Raw genomic sequence first — 13,999 nt, 5'->3', positions numbered from 1 at the left:
ACCTCCGGCCCCCCGGCCGGCCCACCTCCGGCCCGGAGCCGGGACGCGTCCGGACCCCCGGCCGCCGTGAAGCGGCCCCGCGGGCCACACCGGGACTACGAGGACCGCGGCCCTTAGCCGCGCCCCCGCTCCCCGTCCGGCGCCTCCGGCGTCCCCGGCGTCTCCGGAACCTCCGGCGTCCCCGGCGCCTCCCCGCCGCTCGTGCCGGTCGCGCTGGTCGACTTCAGCCGCGACGGAACCTCCGCGTTGCGGACGATCGCCAGGCGCTGTGTCGTCCGCGTCAGGGACACGTACAGGTCGTTCGTCCCGCGCGGCGAGCCGTCCAGGATCGCCTCCGGGTCGACCACGATCACCGTGTCGAACTCCAGCCCCTTCGCCTGGCGGGGGTCGAGCACGACCACCGGGCGGGTCAGGTCGGGGGCGACACCCCAGGACGCGTCGGGCAGTTCGGCGCCGAGCGACGGGACGAGCGAGGGCGGCGCGATCACCGCGAGGCGGCCCTCGCCGGGGTGCTCCTCCCCCCACTCGGCCGCCAACTCCGCCGCCGTGCACGGCATTCGGGCCGGTGCGACCGCCCGTACGAGCGGGGCCGTACCCGTCGACCGTACGGACCTCGGCGGCTCGAAGAGCGGGTCCGTGAGCCGCCGTACCTCCGCCGCGACCTCCATGATCTCGGCGGGCGTACGGTAGTTGACGCCGAGCCGGGACAGCTCCCAGCGCGTGCCGACGTACGGCTGGAGGATCTGCTGCCACGAGTCGCAGCCCGCCGCGTCCCCGGTCTGCGCCGGGTCGCCGACCAGTGTCATGGACCGGCTCGGGCAGCGGCGCATCAGCAACCGCCAGGCCATCGCGGACAGTTCCTGCGCCTCGTCCACGACGATGTGCCCGAACGCCCACGTCCGGTCGGCCGCCGCGCGCTCCGCGGCGCTGCGGGTGTCCGCCTCCTCGTGCCGGTCCGCGAACCGTTCCGCGTCGATGATGTCGTGGGCCGCCAGCACCTCCGACTCGTCCTCGTCCTCGAACTCCTGCGTACGGGAGCCGTACGACAGCTCCAGCACGCCCTGCGCGTAGGCGATCTGCTCCTGCCGTTCCAGCGCGGCGGCGGCGCGTGCCGCGCTGTCGTCCTCGCCGAGCAGCTCCGCCGCCTCGTCCAGCAGCGGCACGTCCGCCGGCGTCCAGTCGATCGGCGCGTCCGCGCCCGTCCTGATCCCGGGACGGCGTACGGCCGCCGCGTCACGCGCGTCCAGCCGCCAGGGCGCGGCCAGGAAGTCGGCGACCAGCCGCTGCGGGGTCAATGCCGGCCACAGCGACTCGATCGCCGCCTGCACCTCCCGGCTGGTGGCGACCTCCTTGCCGAGCTGCGCCACGTCCTCCGGGGACAGCAGGTTGGGCCCGCCCTCCGGATCCGCGCCGATGCGCTCCGCGAGCTGCGCGGTGAGCGCGTCGATGACCCGGAAGGCGAAGGCCGGCCGGGCCAGGTTGTGCGGCAGCCCGGTCTCGCGGGCCCGCTGCCTGGCCTCGGCCGCCGTCTCGCGGTCCAGGACGAGCGTGCCGTGGTCCTCGTGGGCGATCTCGATGCTCGGCCGGGGCAGCGACTGCCGGTCGGCGATCTCCTCGGCCAGCACCTTCGCCATGGCGAGGCGCCCCTTGACCTCGGCCGCCGCCGGGGTGTCCGTCCCGACGGCCCGTACACCGGGGAACAGTTCCCCCGTCGTCGCCAGCAGCACGCCCGTCTCCCCGAGCGAGGGCAGCACCTCGCCGATGTAGCCGAGGAAGGCCGGGTTCGGCCCGACGATCAGCACGGCGCGGCGGGCCAGCTGCTCGCGGTAGGCGTAGAGGAGGTACGCGGCCCGGTGCAGCGCGACCGCCGTCTTTCCGGTGCCGGGCCCGCCCTCGACCACCAGCACACCCCGGTACGGGGCGCGGATGACGCGGTCCTGCTCGGCCTGGATGGTCTGGACGATGTCGGCCATCCGGCCCGTACGCGCGGAGTTGAGCGCGGAGAGCAGGACGGCGTCGGCGTCCGCGTCCTCGTACCCCGTGCGGCGGGTGTCGGTGAGATCCATGATCTCGTCGTGCAGGGCGGTGACCCGGCGGTCCCGGGTGGTCAGGTGGCGGCGCCGCCGCAGGCCCATGGGCTCGAAGCCGGTGGCGAGGTAGAAGGGGCGGGCGACGGGGGCGCGCCAGTCGACCAGGAGAGGGGTGCGTTCCTCGTCGTCCTGCCGTATGCCGATGCGCCCGATGTGGTGGGTGGTGTCGTCGGCGAGGTCGATCCGGCCGAAACACAGGCCGGACTCGACGGCGTTGAGGGACGAGACGCGGCCGGACTGCTCGGCCACGGTGATGTCACGCTCGACCCTCGCCTGCCGACCGGTGCTGACCTCTCCCGCGGTGGCCCGCACCGCGTCCTCGGCCCGCTCCCTCAGGGCGTCGAGTCGCTCGTAGAGGAGAGTGACGAATTGCTGTTCGTTCTGCAATTCCTCGGTTGACAATTGAGCCCCTGTCCAATATGCTGCATCCATTACTTGAGACATGTCTTTAACGCAGATCAACGACAGATCGACCACAGATCGCGCTCAAGACATGAAACAACCAATATACGCGAACGCAAGCCCCGACCGTCAATTCGGTGGGGGCTTTTTTGATGCGCGCGAATGGGATCGGGGGCGGACGGAAAGGCTTCGGAGGCGCCCTGAGAGGCGTCAGAGCACGTCGGCCAGTTCCTCCAGCAGGCGGCGCTTCGGCCGGGCGCCGACCATCGACTTCACCGGCTCCCCGTCGCGGAACAGCAGGAGTGTCGGCATGGCGAGCACGCCGTACCGCGTGGTGATCCCCGGGTTGGTGTCCACGTCGAGCTGGACGATCTTCAGGCGGCCGGCCTCCTCGGCGGCGACGGCGCTCAGGACGGGCGCGAGCTGCCGGCACGGCGGGCACCAGTCGGCGGTGAATTCCACCAGGACCGGCAGTTCGGCCCTTATTACCACCGTGTCGAAGTCCGCGTCCGTGACGGCGTCGACTCCGTCGATCGTGATCATGCGTTCGTACCTCCGTGAGTGCGATGAGTTCGATGAATTCCCTGGGCAAGCGCGTCCGTCAGGTCGCAGAGCGGTTCCGGACCGCCCGGGAGTTCCGCCTCGGCCTGCGCCAGCTGCGCCCCGACCTGTGCGCGGACCGACTGGAGCTGGCCGATCAGCTCGTCCAGCTCGGTGAGCTTGCGGCGGTAGACGTCGAGCGAGGCGGGACACGCATCGCCGGCCGGGTGCCCGGCGCGCAGGCACTCCACGAACGGCCGGGTCTCCTCCAGGTCGAACCCGAAGTCCTGAAGGGTCCTGATCTGCTGGAGCAGCCGCAGATCGTCCTCGTCGTACGTGCGGTAGCCGTTCACCGCCCGCCGGGCGGGCAGCAGCCCGCGTGATTCGTAGTACCGCAGGGCCCGGGTGGTGGTGCCCGCCCGTTCCGCCAGCTCGCCGATGCGCATGTGGACGACGGTAAGGGTTGACGCCCACGTCAAGGCAAGGGTCAACGGGCAGCAGGCAACACAGGGGTCAAGCCGGGGGTCAAGCCGGGGAATGCCCGGCCGCCGGCTCCCGCGTCCACCCCGCCAGCAGGCTCAGCGCGTGCGCCGAGGGGCTGCCCGGTTCGGCGGTGTGGATGCCGAGGGTCTGGTCCGGGTCACCGGTCGGGTTGAGCGCCTCGTAGTCGAGCGTCAGCTCGCCGACCAGCGGGTGGTGGTACCGCTTGCTCCCGTACGTACGGCGCAGCACGTCATGGTCCGCCCACCAGCGGCGGAAGTCCTGGTCCCCCAGCGACAGGTCGCCGATCAGCTCGGCCAGCCGGGGGTCGTGGGGGTTGCGCCCCGCGTAGAGGTGCAGGGCGGCGACCGTCCCGCGCGCGGACGCGGCCCAGTCGGCGTACAGGTCGCGGGCCGCCTCGTCCAGGAAGAGGAAGCGGGCCATGTTCCGCTCCCGCCGCGGCAGCACCTCGAAGTCCGTGTAGAACGCCCGCGCCATCGGGTTGGACGCCAGGACGTCCAGCCGGCGGCCCAGCACCAGCGCCGGGGTGTCGGTCAGTGTGTCCAGGATCCGGTACATCCCGGGCCGTACGCGCTGGGGCGGCAGCGGCCTGCCCTGCTTACGGGTGGGCCTGGCCAGGGCGAAGAGGTGACCGCGCTCGGTGTCGTCCAGCCGCAGGGCCCGCGCGACGGCGTCCAGCACACTCTCCGAGACGTTGCTGCCGCGCCCCCGCTCCAGCCGTACGTAGTAGTCCACACTCACCCCCGCCAGCTGGGCGACCTCCTCGCGCCGCAGCCCCGGGACCCGCCGCGCCCCGGCGTGCAGGGGCAGCCCCGCGTCCTCGGGGGTGACGCGCGCGCGGCGCGAGCGCAGGAACTCCCGCAGCTCGGGGTTGCCCCCGCCGGAGGACGGCATGTCGCTCATCCGTCCAGCGTAGGGCGGGGCGGGCGGCGCCGCGCCGCGCGAGAGGGGTACCACCGGACCCCCGGTGGAGGGGGGCTCCCCTTCACCCGTGCGAGCCGGACACGCGGATGGTTGTGTGGAAGGTGGGCCACCCCGGGCGGAAGGATCGAGGACCGAGCGATGAAGCGCAGGATTCTGGGCGGTACGGGCATGTCGGTCAGCGAGGTCGCGCTCGGCGCGATGATGTTCGGCGCGATGGGCAACACCGACCACGGCGAGTCGGTACGGATGATCCACCGCGCCCTGGACGCCGGGGTGAACCTCGTGGACACCGCCGACGTCTACAGCGAGGGCGAGTCGGAGGAAATCGTCGGCAAGGCCCTCAAGGGCCGGCGCGACGAGGTCGTCCTCGCGACGAAGTTCGGCTGGCCGACGGGCGACGACCTCAACCGCCAGGGCGGCTCGCCGCGTTGGATCGTACAAGCGGTGGAGAACAGCCTGCGGCGGCTCGGCACCGACCACATCGACCTGTACCAGCTGCACCGCCCCGACCCCCGCACGGACGTCGACGAGACCCTCGCCGCCCTCTCCGACCTGGTCCGCTCGGGCAAGGTCCGGGCCATCGGCTCCTCGTGCACGCCCGCCGAGCTGATCGTGGAGGCGCAGTGGACGGCGGAACGCCGCGGCCACCACCGGTTCCGTACCGAACAGCCCCCGTACTCCCTCCTGCTGCGCGGCGTCGAGGCCGCCGTCCTGCCCACCGCCCAGCGGTACGGCATGGGCGTCCTGACCTACGGCCCGCTCGGCTCCGGCTGGCTCTCGGGCCGCGCGGACCCGTCGAAGGGCGCCCGCGCGGCGCGGGGCCCGGCGGCCTTCGACCTGTCCGTACCGGCCAACCGGGCGAAGGCGGAGGCGGTCGCGCGCCTGACGGAACTGGCGGCGGAGGCGGGCATGCCGCTGTCCCACCTGGCCACGGCATTCGTACGCTCCCACCCGGCGGTCACGTCGGTCCTCATCGGCCCCCGCCGCCCCGAGCACCTGGACGACCTCCTGGCGGGCGCGGAGACGGAACTGCCCCCCGACATCCTGGACCGCATCGACGAGATCGTCCCCCCGGGCACGAACGTCAACCAGAACGACATCTACTACACACCCCCACCCCTGGCCGACAAGCGCCTACGCCGCTTCTGACCGCCCGGAACCTCACGACCGGCATTGCCCGGAGTAACCACCCTCCATACAGTGGGTACCGCCCGCACAGACGGACCAGCTGAGTGGAGACCGGGATGCCGCGTGCCTGGGAAGCCGACCCGTCCGCGTCGTTCGAGCGGCGGCTCGGTAAGCCGCCCCAGGAGCTGGGCAATTCGGCCGGCGTGGACGAATGCCCGGACATCTGGCAGCTGGACAACGGCGACATCGCCGTCATCGGCAGGGACCTCACCGCCGCGTACGAGGACCGGCTGCCCGCAGGCGTGTCGCTCGCGGACGACGAACGCCTGGTGGTCATCCCCGGGAACACCCTCAGGGCCGCGAAGCCGGACATCGCCGATGTCTGATCCGTACGTACCCCGTCTGCCACCGGAACTCGGCGAGAAGCTGGTCCGCGACGACTACCGCGGGGACTTCAAGGACCGCAGTACGGACATCCGGAACGGGTGCTCGTGGAAACTCGAACGGCTCCAGCACTTCGAGGAGATCGGAGACCCCGGCCGGGACGCTCTCCGCCGTGGTGACTGGGACGAGGCGCTGCGCCTTGTCGAGGGACAGCGCGAGGACTTCCTCACCGCCATTCGCGCGCACACCGACCGCGGTCACGTCTTCCGTCGCGTCCGGGTGGTCGCACAGCCTCTGACCCCCTACGTGCAGTGGGAGCTGCACTCCCTGCGCCTCCAGGCGGAATGCGGCCGGCCCGTCCGCGTCGTGTCGACGGAAGCCGTGGCCGCCGCCGAGACGGCGGGGCTGTTGCCGGAAGTGGTCACTCTGGGCGGCCGGACCCTCTACCGCATCCTCTACACCGACTCCGGTCGTCCGGACGGAGCGATCCGGTACACCGACCCGGAGACGGTGAGGCGCTGGGAGCGCTACATCGCGGATCTCTACGACTCCGGTGAGGACATCGCGGCCTACTTCGCACGCGAGATCGCGGACCTTCCCGCGCCGAAGACGCCCTCCACCCCACCGCCCCGGCCGGAGTAGGCGATCGACGGACACGGCGGCGAAGGGACCCGGCCCGGCGGATCGCGCAACGACTTCTCGGGGTCGTCGCGCGGCGTCGTACAGGCACGGAGCGTGCTGGGCGGCATCCACTTCCACGACCACGGCACGGACGGCGAGGGCGCGCCGGGCAGCCCGACTCCCCGGCAGCTCCCCGCCGACGTGCCCGGTTTCGTCAACCGCACCCGCGAACTCGACCAGCTGAACGCGGTCCTCGCCGGCGAGGACGGCAGCCCGCTCGTCGTCTCCGTGTACGTGGTGGCCGGGACCGCGGGCGCCGGCAAGACCTCGCTCGCCCTCCGCTGGGCGCACCAGGTCCGCGACCGGTTCCCGGACGGCCAGCTGTACATCAACCTGCGCGGCTACGATCCGGGCCGACCGGTCACCGGGCACGAGGCCCTCCACCGTTTCCTGCCCGCCCTGGGCGTGCGGCCCGGCTCCATCCCCCAGGATCTCGACGCGGCCTCCGCCCTCTACCGCTCCCTGCTCGCGGACCGCCGTGTCCTCGTCGTCCTGGACAACGCCGCCACCGTCAGCCAGGTCCGGCCGCTCCTGCCGGGCAGCGCGGGCTGCCTGGTCGTCGTCACCAGCCGGAGCCGCCTGTCCGGCCTCACCGTACGGAACGGAGCGCGCCGCCTCACCCTGGGCACCCTGCCGCAGGCGGAGGCCGTCGCCCTGCTCCGTACCATCACCGCCGGCTACCGCCCCGCTGACGACCTGGACAAACTCACCGAACTGGCCGACCTGTGCGCCCGGTTGCCCCTGGCCCTGCGCATCGCCGCCGAACGCGCCGCCAGCCGGCCCCACATGCGCCTGGACGACCTGATCGCCGACCTGCGGGACGAGAGCGGGCTCTGGGACGCCCTGAGCACGGGCGACGAGGAGGAAGAGGCCGTACGGACGGTCTTCGCGTGGTCCTACCGCGCACTGCCCGAACCGGCCGCCCGGCTGTTCCGCCTCCTCGGCCTCCATCCGGGCCCGGACTTCGGCCCCCAGGCCGCCGCCGCGCTGGCCGGGCTACCTCTCGGCCGGGCGCGCCAGTTGCTCGACTTCCTGGCGGGCGTCCACCTCCTGGAGCAACCCGCCCCCGACCGCTACCAGTTCCACGACCTGCTCCGCGCCTACGCGACCGACCAGGCACAGGACCACGAGTCGTCCGCGTCCCGCGACGCCGCTCTGCTCCGCCTTCTCGACTGGTACGCGCGCACGGCGGACGCCGCCCAGGACTGGCTCAACCCCCTCGAAGCCCATGTGCCGCTGACAGCGGCCGGCGACCAGCCGGCCCTGTCCTTCCCCGACTACGACTCCGCCATGAACTGGTCCGAGCGGGAACACGGCAATCTGCCGCCCGCCGTACACGCCGCCGTCGCGGCCGGACACGACGGCCCCGCCTGGCGGTCGGCGATCGTCTTCTGGTGGACGCGCCCCTCCGCCGCCCCGGTCACCGCGTGGCTGGCCATGGGGGACGCCGCGCTCGCGGCGGCCGGGCGGGAGGGTGACCGTGGCGGAGAGGCGCAGCTGCTCACGCTGATGGGCATGGACCACCGCCAGATCCACCGCCTCGCGGACAGTCTGGAGTGTCACCGCCGGGCCTTGACGATCCGCCGTGAGACGGGAGACGGCTCGGGCGAGGCGTACTCCCTCAACCTCATCGGTCTCGTGCACCTCCGCCGCCGCGAACTCGACCTGGCGGCAACCCATTTCGAAGACGCCCTGCGCCTCTTCCGGCAACAGCGCTCCCCGCGCCTGTCGGCCACCGCGCAGGCGAACCTCGCGGCGAGCCACCACCACGCCGGACGCCTCGCGGAAGCGGCGGACGCCGCGCGCGAGGCCCTCGCCGCGCACCGCGCCATCGGCAACCGGAGCGGCGAGGGCAACGCGCTGCGCCTCCTGAGCGGCATCGAGCGCGAACAGGGCGACCCCGAAAGGGCCTTGAGTACGGCACGGCAGGCACTCGACCTCGCCCTCGGCCTGCGGAACCACTGGCTGGAGGGCTACTGGCTGCTCACCCTGGGCGATGCCCAGCAGGCCAACGAGCAGTACGACGAGGCGCTGGTCTCGTACCACCGCTCCGCCACCCTCCACCGCCGTCTCGGCGACCGCAGTCGTGAGGCTCTGGCGTGGAGCGGCACGGGTGAGGTGTACGTTCACCTCGACCGGGCACGGGAGGCGGCGCTTTTCCACCGCAGGGCCGTGGCCGCCCACCACGAACTGGACGACGCGTGGCACGAAGCGCTGGCCCTGGACGGCCTGGCGACGGCGCTGGCCGGCACGGATCCGACGGAGGCACACGAGCACTGGAGAGCGGCGCTACGCCTCCTCACCCCGTACGAGGACCTCCGCGCCCACGCGACCCGCCTCCGCATCGAGGGACGGCTCGGGATGCTCCCGGGCTAGGGCGTGTCCGCAAAGTGGGGTCGTCCGCCCGGAGGGCGGGGCTCGCGGCATCTGGTGCGTGCGATCGCAAGGCGGAGGACTCACCCCGTACTGGACGTACTGGGTGGGTCCGACAACGCCGCGAGCCAGACCCCACTTTGCGGACACGCCCTAGGGAGCACCCCGGGCGCGAGGCGTTTCGCTCAGGCTTCTTGTGGGATCACGCGCAGGGTCAAGCCCCGGACGTCCGGGTTGAGGAGGTCCGGGAGTGAGGGGCTTGCGGCGTACTTCGTCCTGTACGCGCCGTCCACGTCCGCGTTGACCGAATCGTCGCTGACGTGCTCGACCGTCACCGGGTAGCGCGTGGAACCGTCCACGAACTTCGCCCGGCCGCTGCGGCTGACCCGGCGGTACCAGTTCGACTCGGGGCCGTAGGCGCTGCGGACGTAGGCCGTGTCGTCGACGACGACCGACCAGATCGGGGTCACGACCTCGCCTCCGTCGCTCAGCTCGGTGGCGATCCGAACGACGTCGGCGTTTGCGAGGTAATCCATTGCGGAAGTCATGGCCGCATCCTCGTGTGCGGCCGGGCGCGCCTTCCCCATTCCCTCTCTCGTGAGCGTGGCGTTGACGCAAACGGTCGGTCAGGCCGGCCAGGTCAGACGTCCGGGTCAGACCTCCGGGTCGTCCATGATCTCCCGTACCTCCTGCGCACACCGGCACGAGGCGGCGATCCTGGCGGCCCACTCCAGCGCCTCCTCGCGCGTGGGCACGTCGATGACCGAGAAGCCGCCGAGCACCGCCTTGGTCTCCGGGTACGGGCCGTCCGTGACGGTCCCGTCCGTGGCCACGACGCTCGCCCGCTGCGTGTGCAGCCCGCCGCCGAAGACCCACACACCGGCCTCCTGCGCCTGCCGCACCACCTCGTGCGAGGCGGCCGCCACTTCGGGGAAGTCCTCCTCGGGGATGATCATCGTGCCGTCGTCGAACGAGATCAGATACCGCGTCATGGGCGCGTGGCTCCCTAGGTCGTTGGTCTCCGTCAACCGCCGATCACCCTACGACGAACACCGGGGCCAGAGGCCCGGTTGCCCGGGAAGAATTGGCGTTTGGGACGTGCCCCGTCGCTCTGGTGAACTCCGGTTTTCCGATGCGGCGTTCCCTTTCGTTAGGGTTCTGGCATGTCGAGGACAAGCGTGAGCAACGAGACCGAGAGCGTGCTCTGCTTGTGGGTGGAGCCCTGGGGAACCGACCACTGGATGCGCCCCGGCGAACAGTTCACCGTGGTGACGGAGTCGGAGCCCGAGGAGTCGCCGTTCAACGTCGTCGTCCATCGCCAAGGCATCACGGTGTGGGTGAACTCGGCCAGCTCCTCCGAGGTCGTCGACCAGGACGGCGTCATCGTTCCGTGCGGGCACCAGCGTCCGACTGATCCGGGGTGGTGACCGGTCTCGTCCCCAGGGCTTCAGCCGGATGACGAGCGAAGCCGCGCCGACGGCGCCGGAAGGCGCCGAAATGGCGCCGAGAAAAGGGCCGGCGGGCGGCAGCGGGCGGCTGAGCTCAGGCGGAGCTCGCCCAGTGCGGCCGCCCCGCGAAGATCCGCCGGACAGGCCTTAGGGCGTGTCCCCCGCGACCGCCAAGCGCTGTGCCGTGTGTTCCAGGCCGGTGCTGTGGGAGCCCTTTACCAGGACGATGTCCTCCGGGCGGAGCAGGGCGCGGGCCAGTGTCAGGGCCTCGTCGCGGTCCTTGGCGTGGGTCACCCTCAGTCGTGGGTTGGCGGTGTGTGCCGCCGTGGCCAGGGTTCGGGCGTCGTCCGTGCCCACCGCGATCAGTACGTCGACACCCGCCGCCGCGGCCACGCGGCCGACTCCCCGGTGTTCCTCGGCCGCGTCGGCGCCCAGTTCCTTCATCTCGCCCAGGATCGCGACCGTTCGGCGGCCGTCGCGGGCCATGGCCGTGAGAGACGCGAACGCCGCCCGCATCGAGTCCGGGTTCGCGTTGAACGCGTCGTTGATGATCCGTACCCCGTCCGGCCGGTCGGTGACCTCCATGCGCCCCGAGGCCACCAGGACCGCGCGGGACAGCGCCCCCGCCGTCTTCTCCACCCCCGCCCCCAGCCCGATCGCGACGGCCGCCGCGGCCAGCGCGTTCGACACGTGGTGCACACCGTGCAGGGACAGGTCGACCCGGGCCCGCGCACCGGCGGCGCCCCCGGCCGCCAGGGTGAACGACGGCCGGCCCGAGCTGTCGACGGCGACGTCCAGGGCCCGTACGTCCGCCTCGTTCCCCACACCGAAGGTGAGCACGCGCGCGCGGGTACGGGACGCCATGGCGGCGACCAGCGGATCGTCGGCGTTCAGGACCGCCAGCCCGCCCTCCGGAAGCGCCTCCACCAGCTCCCCCTTGGCCCGCGCGATCTGCTCCCGCCCTCCGAACTCGCCGACGTGCGCCGTCCCCACGTTGAGGACCAGGCCGACGGCGGGCGGGGCGATACGGGTCAGATGGGCGATGTGGCCGATGCCGCGCGCGCCCATCTCCAGCACGACGTACCGCACACTCCGGTCCAGATGGGTCACCGTCAGCGGCATGCCGATCTCGCCGTTGAACGACTTCACCGTCGCGATCGTCGGACCGATCTCGGGCAGCACCTGCGCGAGCAGATCCTTGGTGCCGGTCTTGCCCGCCGAGCCGGTCAGCCCGATGACGGTCGCCTCCGGTACGGCGGCCAGTACGGTACGGGCCAGCGCGGCGAGCGCGTCCAGCACGTCGGCCACGACCACGGCCGGGACACCGACGGGACGCGTGGCCAGGACTGCCACCGCACCCGCCTCCACCGCGTTCCCCGCGAAGGCGTGCCCGTCGGCGTGCTCTCCGGGCAGGGCCGCGAACAGCCCACCGGGCTCGACCGCCCGCGAGTCCACCACCGCGGGTGCGCTCATCAGCACGGACGGGTCCGGTACGTCGTACAGGCGGCCGCCGACGGCCGCCGCGACGGCTTCGAGGGAAAGGGGGATCACGAAAGGAGCCTCCGCATCAGCAGGGGGTGCCCGGCACGGCCACCGGCCGACCGGTCCGGCCCCGCGACCGTAACTCCTTCACCGCCCAGGGCCGCGGAGACCTGCCAGAGCGGCGGGAAACCCGGCCGGCCCGGCTCCCGGACAGCGGCCGGTTACCGACCCCGTTCTTGGCCAAATCCGCTGATTCACGGGTGAGTTGGCTGGCCATAGATGAAACGTGCTGAAACGCAAGAAAATCGGTGTCCTGCTCGCGACGGCGGCCCTGGTCGGTGTGACGGCGGGCGCCACCCCACCGAGCCAGTCGGTCTCCTCCCCCTCGGCGGCTGACTCCCGCCGGCCCCTCCCCGACACCACCGACCGGGCGTTCCTCCAGCAGGTGGTGAAGGCGGTCAACGCCTACCGCGCGAGACACGGCGCGCGGCCGGTGCGGCTGGACCGGAAGCTGAACCGGTACGCCAAGTCCCGTGCGCGGGAGGTCTCTTCGCACGAACGGTTGCGAGAGGCCCACCGGGGGCTGGACCGGGGATACGGCGAGAACCTGTACTGGACCGGGTCCGCCGATCCGGACCACCTGCCCGGACCGACCGCCGTGAAGGCGTGGTACGACGAGGTCGCCTCGTACGACTTCCGGGCCGGCGAATTCAGCCGCGCCACGGGCCACTTCACCCAGCTGGTGTGGCGGGGATCGAAGAGGATCGGCGCGGCCAGGGCGACCGGGCGGGGCGGGGAGTGGTTCGAGAACTACGTCGTGGTGACGTTCAGCCCGCCGGGGAACGTGGCGGGCCGGTTCCGGGAGAACGTACGGGACGAGCGGCGCTGACGTACGCCGATCGGGCACGGCCGGGGCCGTCCGCAGCGGCTCCCCGCCCCCGCCCGCAGCGCCTCACCCCCGGCACCTCACCCCCGCCCCGGCGCCTCACCCTGCCCGGACCCGCTCCTACGGGTCAGCGTCCAGTAGCCCACGTCCGGAACCATCCCCAGCGACGCGTTCACGCGGATGATGTGCTCGTTCGACTCGTCGTTGTGGGTGGTCACGCTCTCGACGCCCGCCCGGCACGCGTACAGCAGCGAGGCCGCCTTCACCGCCGTCGCCACGCCCCGGCCCCGGTGGTCGGGGTCGGTGCCCGTGAAGGCCACGTGCCAGCTGTTGGCGTCCGTCCGCGGGAGGAGGATCGTCATGCCGACAGGGCGTACGGCCCCGGTCACCGCGGCCGCCCCGGCGGCGGGACCTTCCTCCGGCGGGGGCGGTTCGGCGAGCAGGAAGACGGAGTCGGACGGGAGGCGCGTGAGCCACACCCCCGGGTCGGGGCGGGCGTCCACCGGAAGGGGAAGGCCCTGCCCGCACCGCTCCAGGCACTCCGCGATCGTCCGCTCCTCCGCGACCGGGGTCGCGAGCCGGACCCGTACCCCGGCACGCTCCAGCGCGGACCGGGCACGCTGCTCCAACTCCACCTCGTGACCGGCCAGGTCGAAGCGGAAGCCGACACTGTGATGGACGACGCCGAAGCCGTACCGCTCGGCGAAGGCCCGCCCGCGCGGGAGGTCGTCCCGCAGCATGCTGCTCACGGTCCCGCCGCCGGCCCGGTCCCACGCGCCGATCAGCCGGTCCGCGAGCGCCGTCCCGATCCCCCGCCCGCGCTCCGCCGGGTCGACCGCGACCAGGGCGGTGGCCGTCCCGGGGAAGACCGGGTCGTCCGACACCTTCGCCGCGCCCACCAGCCGCCCGTCCCCCTCGGCGACCAGCGCGCCGCCGAAGGCGTCCTGGAGGGTGACGGACAGGTCCGTACGCAAGAGGTGCCGGATGTCGGCCGCGCTCGTACGGATCAACAACTCCACGGCGCCGTCCACATCAGCCGCGCGAAGCGGGCGTACCGACCAGACCGGGTCTGCGCTCATGATCCGAACCGTAGACGAAAAAGCGACCAACCGCCTAAATGCGACAATTGGCCACGCCACAGACCCACGGAACAGACTCAC

The 13,999-nt window shown here is 72.4% G+C and carries 14 protein-coding genes; 6 read left to right on the top strand and 8 right to left on the bottom strand.

What is annotated here, in order from left to right; genetic code table 11:
* Positions 1 to 113: 113 nt before the first annotated feature.
* The 4 genes from ACIODU_RS08530 to ACIODU_RS08515 form a co-directional block, all read right to left on the bottom strand.
* A complete protein-coding gene (locus ACIODU_RS08530; RefSeq protein WP_401765888.1) occupies positions 114 to 2,477 on the bottom strand; it encodes a HelD family protein in 2,364 nt (787 codons plus the stop codon).
* A 225-nt stretch (positions 2,478 to 2,702) separates the two neighbouring features.
* Entirely contained in the window at positions 2,703 to 3,035 is a 333-nt protein-coding gene (trxA, locus tag ACIODU_RS08525) for a thioredoxin (protein ID WP_401765425.1), read from the bottom strand.
* Complete coding sequence (locus tag ACIODU_RS08520; RefSeq protein WP_356431488.1) at positions 3,032 to 3,478, bottom strand: MerR family transcriptional regulator; 447 nt, start codon at positions 3,476 to 3,478, stop codon at positions 3,032 to 3,034. The genes trxA and ACIODU_RS08520 overlap by 4 nt, the downstream gene beginning before the upstream one ends.
* Before the next feature lie 79 nt (positions 3,479 to 3,557).
* Positions 3,558 to 4,436 carry a helix-turn-helix transcriptional regulator gene (locus tag ACIODU_RS08515; RefSeq protein ID WP_401765421.1) on the bottom strand — a complete coding sequence of 293 codons (879 nt, stop codon included), beginning with the start codon at positions 4,434 to 4,436 and terminating at the stop codon, positions 3,558 to 3,560.
* Positions 4,437 to 4,595: 159 nt separating this feature from the next.
* Between ACIODU_RS08515 and ACIODU_RS08510 the strand changes: the two genes are divergently transcribed.
* The 4 genes from ACIODU_RS08510 (at position 4,596) to ACIODU_RS08495 (ending at position 9,026) form a co-directional block, all read left to right on the top strand.
* Positions 4,596 to 5,606, top strand: a complete 1,011-nt coding sequence (locus ACIODU_RS08510) for an aldo/keto reductase (protein ID WP_401765418.1) — start codon at positions 4,596 to 4,598, stop codon at positions 5,604 to 5,606.
* A gap of 95 nt (positions 5,607 to 5,701) precedes the next feature.
* Positions 5,702 to 5,971, top strand: coding sequence for a hypothetical protein (locus ACIODU_RS08505; protein WP_356431484.1), 270 nt, complete (start codon positions 5,702 to 5,704; stop codon positions 5,969 to 5,971).
* On the top strand, positions 5,964 to 6,611 hold the full coding sequence (locus tag ACIODU_RS08500) for a DUF6879 family protein (protein WP_401765415.1): 648 nt from the start codon (positions 5,964 to 5,966) through the stop codon (positions 6,609 to 6,611). Before ACIODU_RS08505 ends, ACIODU_RS08500 begins: the two co-directional genes overlap by 8 nt.
* Positions 6,612 to 6,704: 93 nt before the next feature.
* A complete protein-coding gene (locus ACIODU_RS08495; protein ID WP_401765412.1) occupies positions 6,705 to 9,026 on the top strand; it encodes an ATP-binding protein in 2,322 nt (773 codons plus the stop codon).
* A 182-nt stretch (positions 9,027 to 9,208) separates the two neighbouring features.
* Here ACIODU_RS08495 and ACIODU_RS08490 read toward each other — a convergent pair whose 3' ends face one another.
* Both ACIODU_RS08490 and ACIODU_RS08485 read right to left on the bottom strand, forming a co-directional pair.
* A complete protein-coding gene (locus ACIODU_RS08490) occupies positions 9,209 to 9,571 on the bottom strand; it encodes a DUF2255 family protein (RefSeq protein WP_401765409.1) in 363 nt (120 codons plus the stop codon).
* 105 nt (positions 9,572 to 9,676) lie between these two features.
* Positions 9,677 to 10,015 carry a YciI family protein gene (locus ACIODU_RS08485; protein WP_356426342.1) on the bottom strand — a complete coding sequence of 113 codons (339 nt, stop codon included), beginning with the start codon at positions 10,013 to 10,015 and terminating at the stop codon, positions 9,677 to 9,679.
* A gap of 171 nt (positions 10,016 to 10,186) precedes the next feature.
* Here ACIODU_RS08485 and ACIODU_RS08480 point away from each other — a divergent pair, with 171 nt between their 5' ends.
* Complete coding sequence (locus ACIODU_RS08480; protein ID WP_401765405.1) at positions 10,187 to 10,450, top strand: hypothetical protein; 264 nt, start codon at positions 10,187 to 10,189, stop codon at positions 10,448 to 10,450.
* 168 nt (positions 10,451 to 10,618) lie between these two features.
* On the opposite strand, the gene murF is transcribed toward ACIODU_RS08480, so the two are convergent.
* Positions 10,619 to 12,022 (bottom strand): UDP-N-acetylmuramoyl-tripeptide--D-alanyl-D-alanine ligase, encoded by a 1,404-nt coding sequence (gene murF, locus ACIODU_RS08475; RefSeq protein WP_401765403.1) that lies wholly within the window; start codon positions 12,020 to 12,022, stop codon positions 10,619 to 10,621.
* A 217-nt stretch (positions 12,023 to 12,239) separates the two neighbouring features.
* Here murF and ACIODU_RS08470 point away from each other — a divergent pair, with 217 nt between their 5' ends.
* Positions 12,240 to 12,842, top strand: coding sequence for a CAP family protein (locus ACIODU_RS08470; RefSeq protein ID WP_401765400.1), 603 nt, complete (start codon positions 12,240 to 12,242; stop codon positions 12,840 to 12,842).
* A 77-nt stretch (positions 12,843 to 12,919) separates the two neighbouring features.
* Here the strand turns inward: ACIODU_RS08470 and ACIODU_RS08465 are convergent, their stop codons facing one another.
* Complete coding sequence (locus ACIODU_RS08465) at positions 12,920 to 13,918, bottom strand: GNAT family N-acetyltransferase (protein ID WP_401765397.1); 999 nt, start codon at positions 13,916 to 13,918, stop codon at positions 12,920 to 12,922.
* Positions 13,919 to 13,999 lie beyond the last annotated feature (81 nt).

Source organism: Streptomyces sp. NPDC088261, assembly GCF_044740805.1.
Taxonomy (GTDB): domain Bacteria; phylum Actinomycetota; class Actinomycetes; order Streptomycetales; family Streptomycetaceae; genus Streptomyces.
This window is presented reverse-complemented; position numbering and strand designations above follow the sequence as displayed.

Bases quoted from the DNA above. Each gene is read 5' to 3' on its own strand.
- ACIODU_RS08505 (WP_356431484.1), top strand. From the start codon at position 5,702: ATGCCGCGTGCCTGGGAAGCCGACCCGTCCGCGTCGTTCGAGCGGCGG.
- ACIODU_RS08515 (WP_401765421.1), bottom strand. From the start codon at position 4,436: ATGAGCGACATGCCGTCCTCCGGCGGGGGCAACCCCGAGCTGCGGGAG.
- ACIODU_RS08490 (WP_401765409.1), bottom strand. From the start codon at position 9,571: ATGACTTCCGCAATGGATTACCTCGCAAACGCCGACGTCGTTCGGATC.
- ACIODU_RS08510 (WP_401765418.1), top strand. From the start codon at position 4,596: ATGAAGCGCAGGATTCTGGGCGGTACGGGCATGTCGGTCAGCGAGGTC.
- ACIODU_RS08465 (WP_401765397.1), bottom strand. From the start codon at position 13,918: ATGAGCGCAGACCCGGTCTGGTCGGTACGCCCGCTTCGCGCGGCTGAT.
- ACIODU_RS08500 (WP_401765415.1), top strand. From the start codon at position 5,964: ATGTCTGATCCGTACGTACCCCGTCTGCCACCGGAACTCGGCGAGAAG.
- ACIODU_RS08520 (WP_356431488.1), bottom strand. From the start codon at position 3,478: ATGCGCATCGGCGAGCTGGCGGAACGGGCGGGCACCACCACCCGGGCC.
- ACIODU_RS08485 (WP_356426342.1), bottom strand. From the start codon at position 10,015: ATGACGCGGTATCTGATCTCGTTCGACGACGGCACGATGATCATCCCC.
- ACIODU_RS08480 (WP_401765405.1), top strand. From the start codon at position 10,187: ATGTCGAGGACAAGCGTGAGCAACGAGACCGAGAGCGTGCTCTGCTTG.
- trxA (WP_401765425.1), bottom strand. From the start codon at position 3,035: ATGATCACGATCGACGGAGTCGACGCCGTCACGGACGCGGACTTCGAC.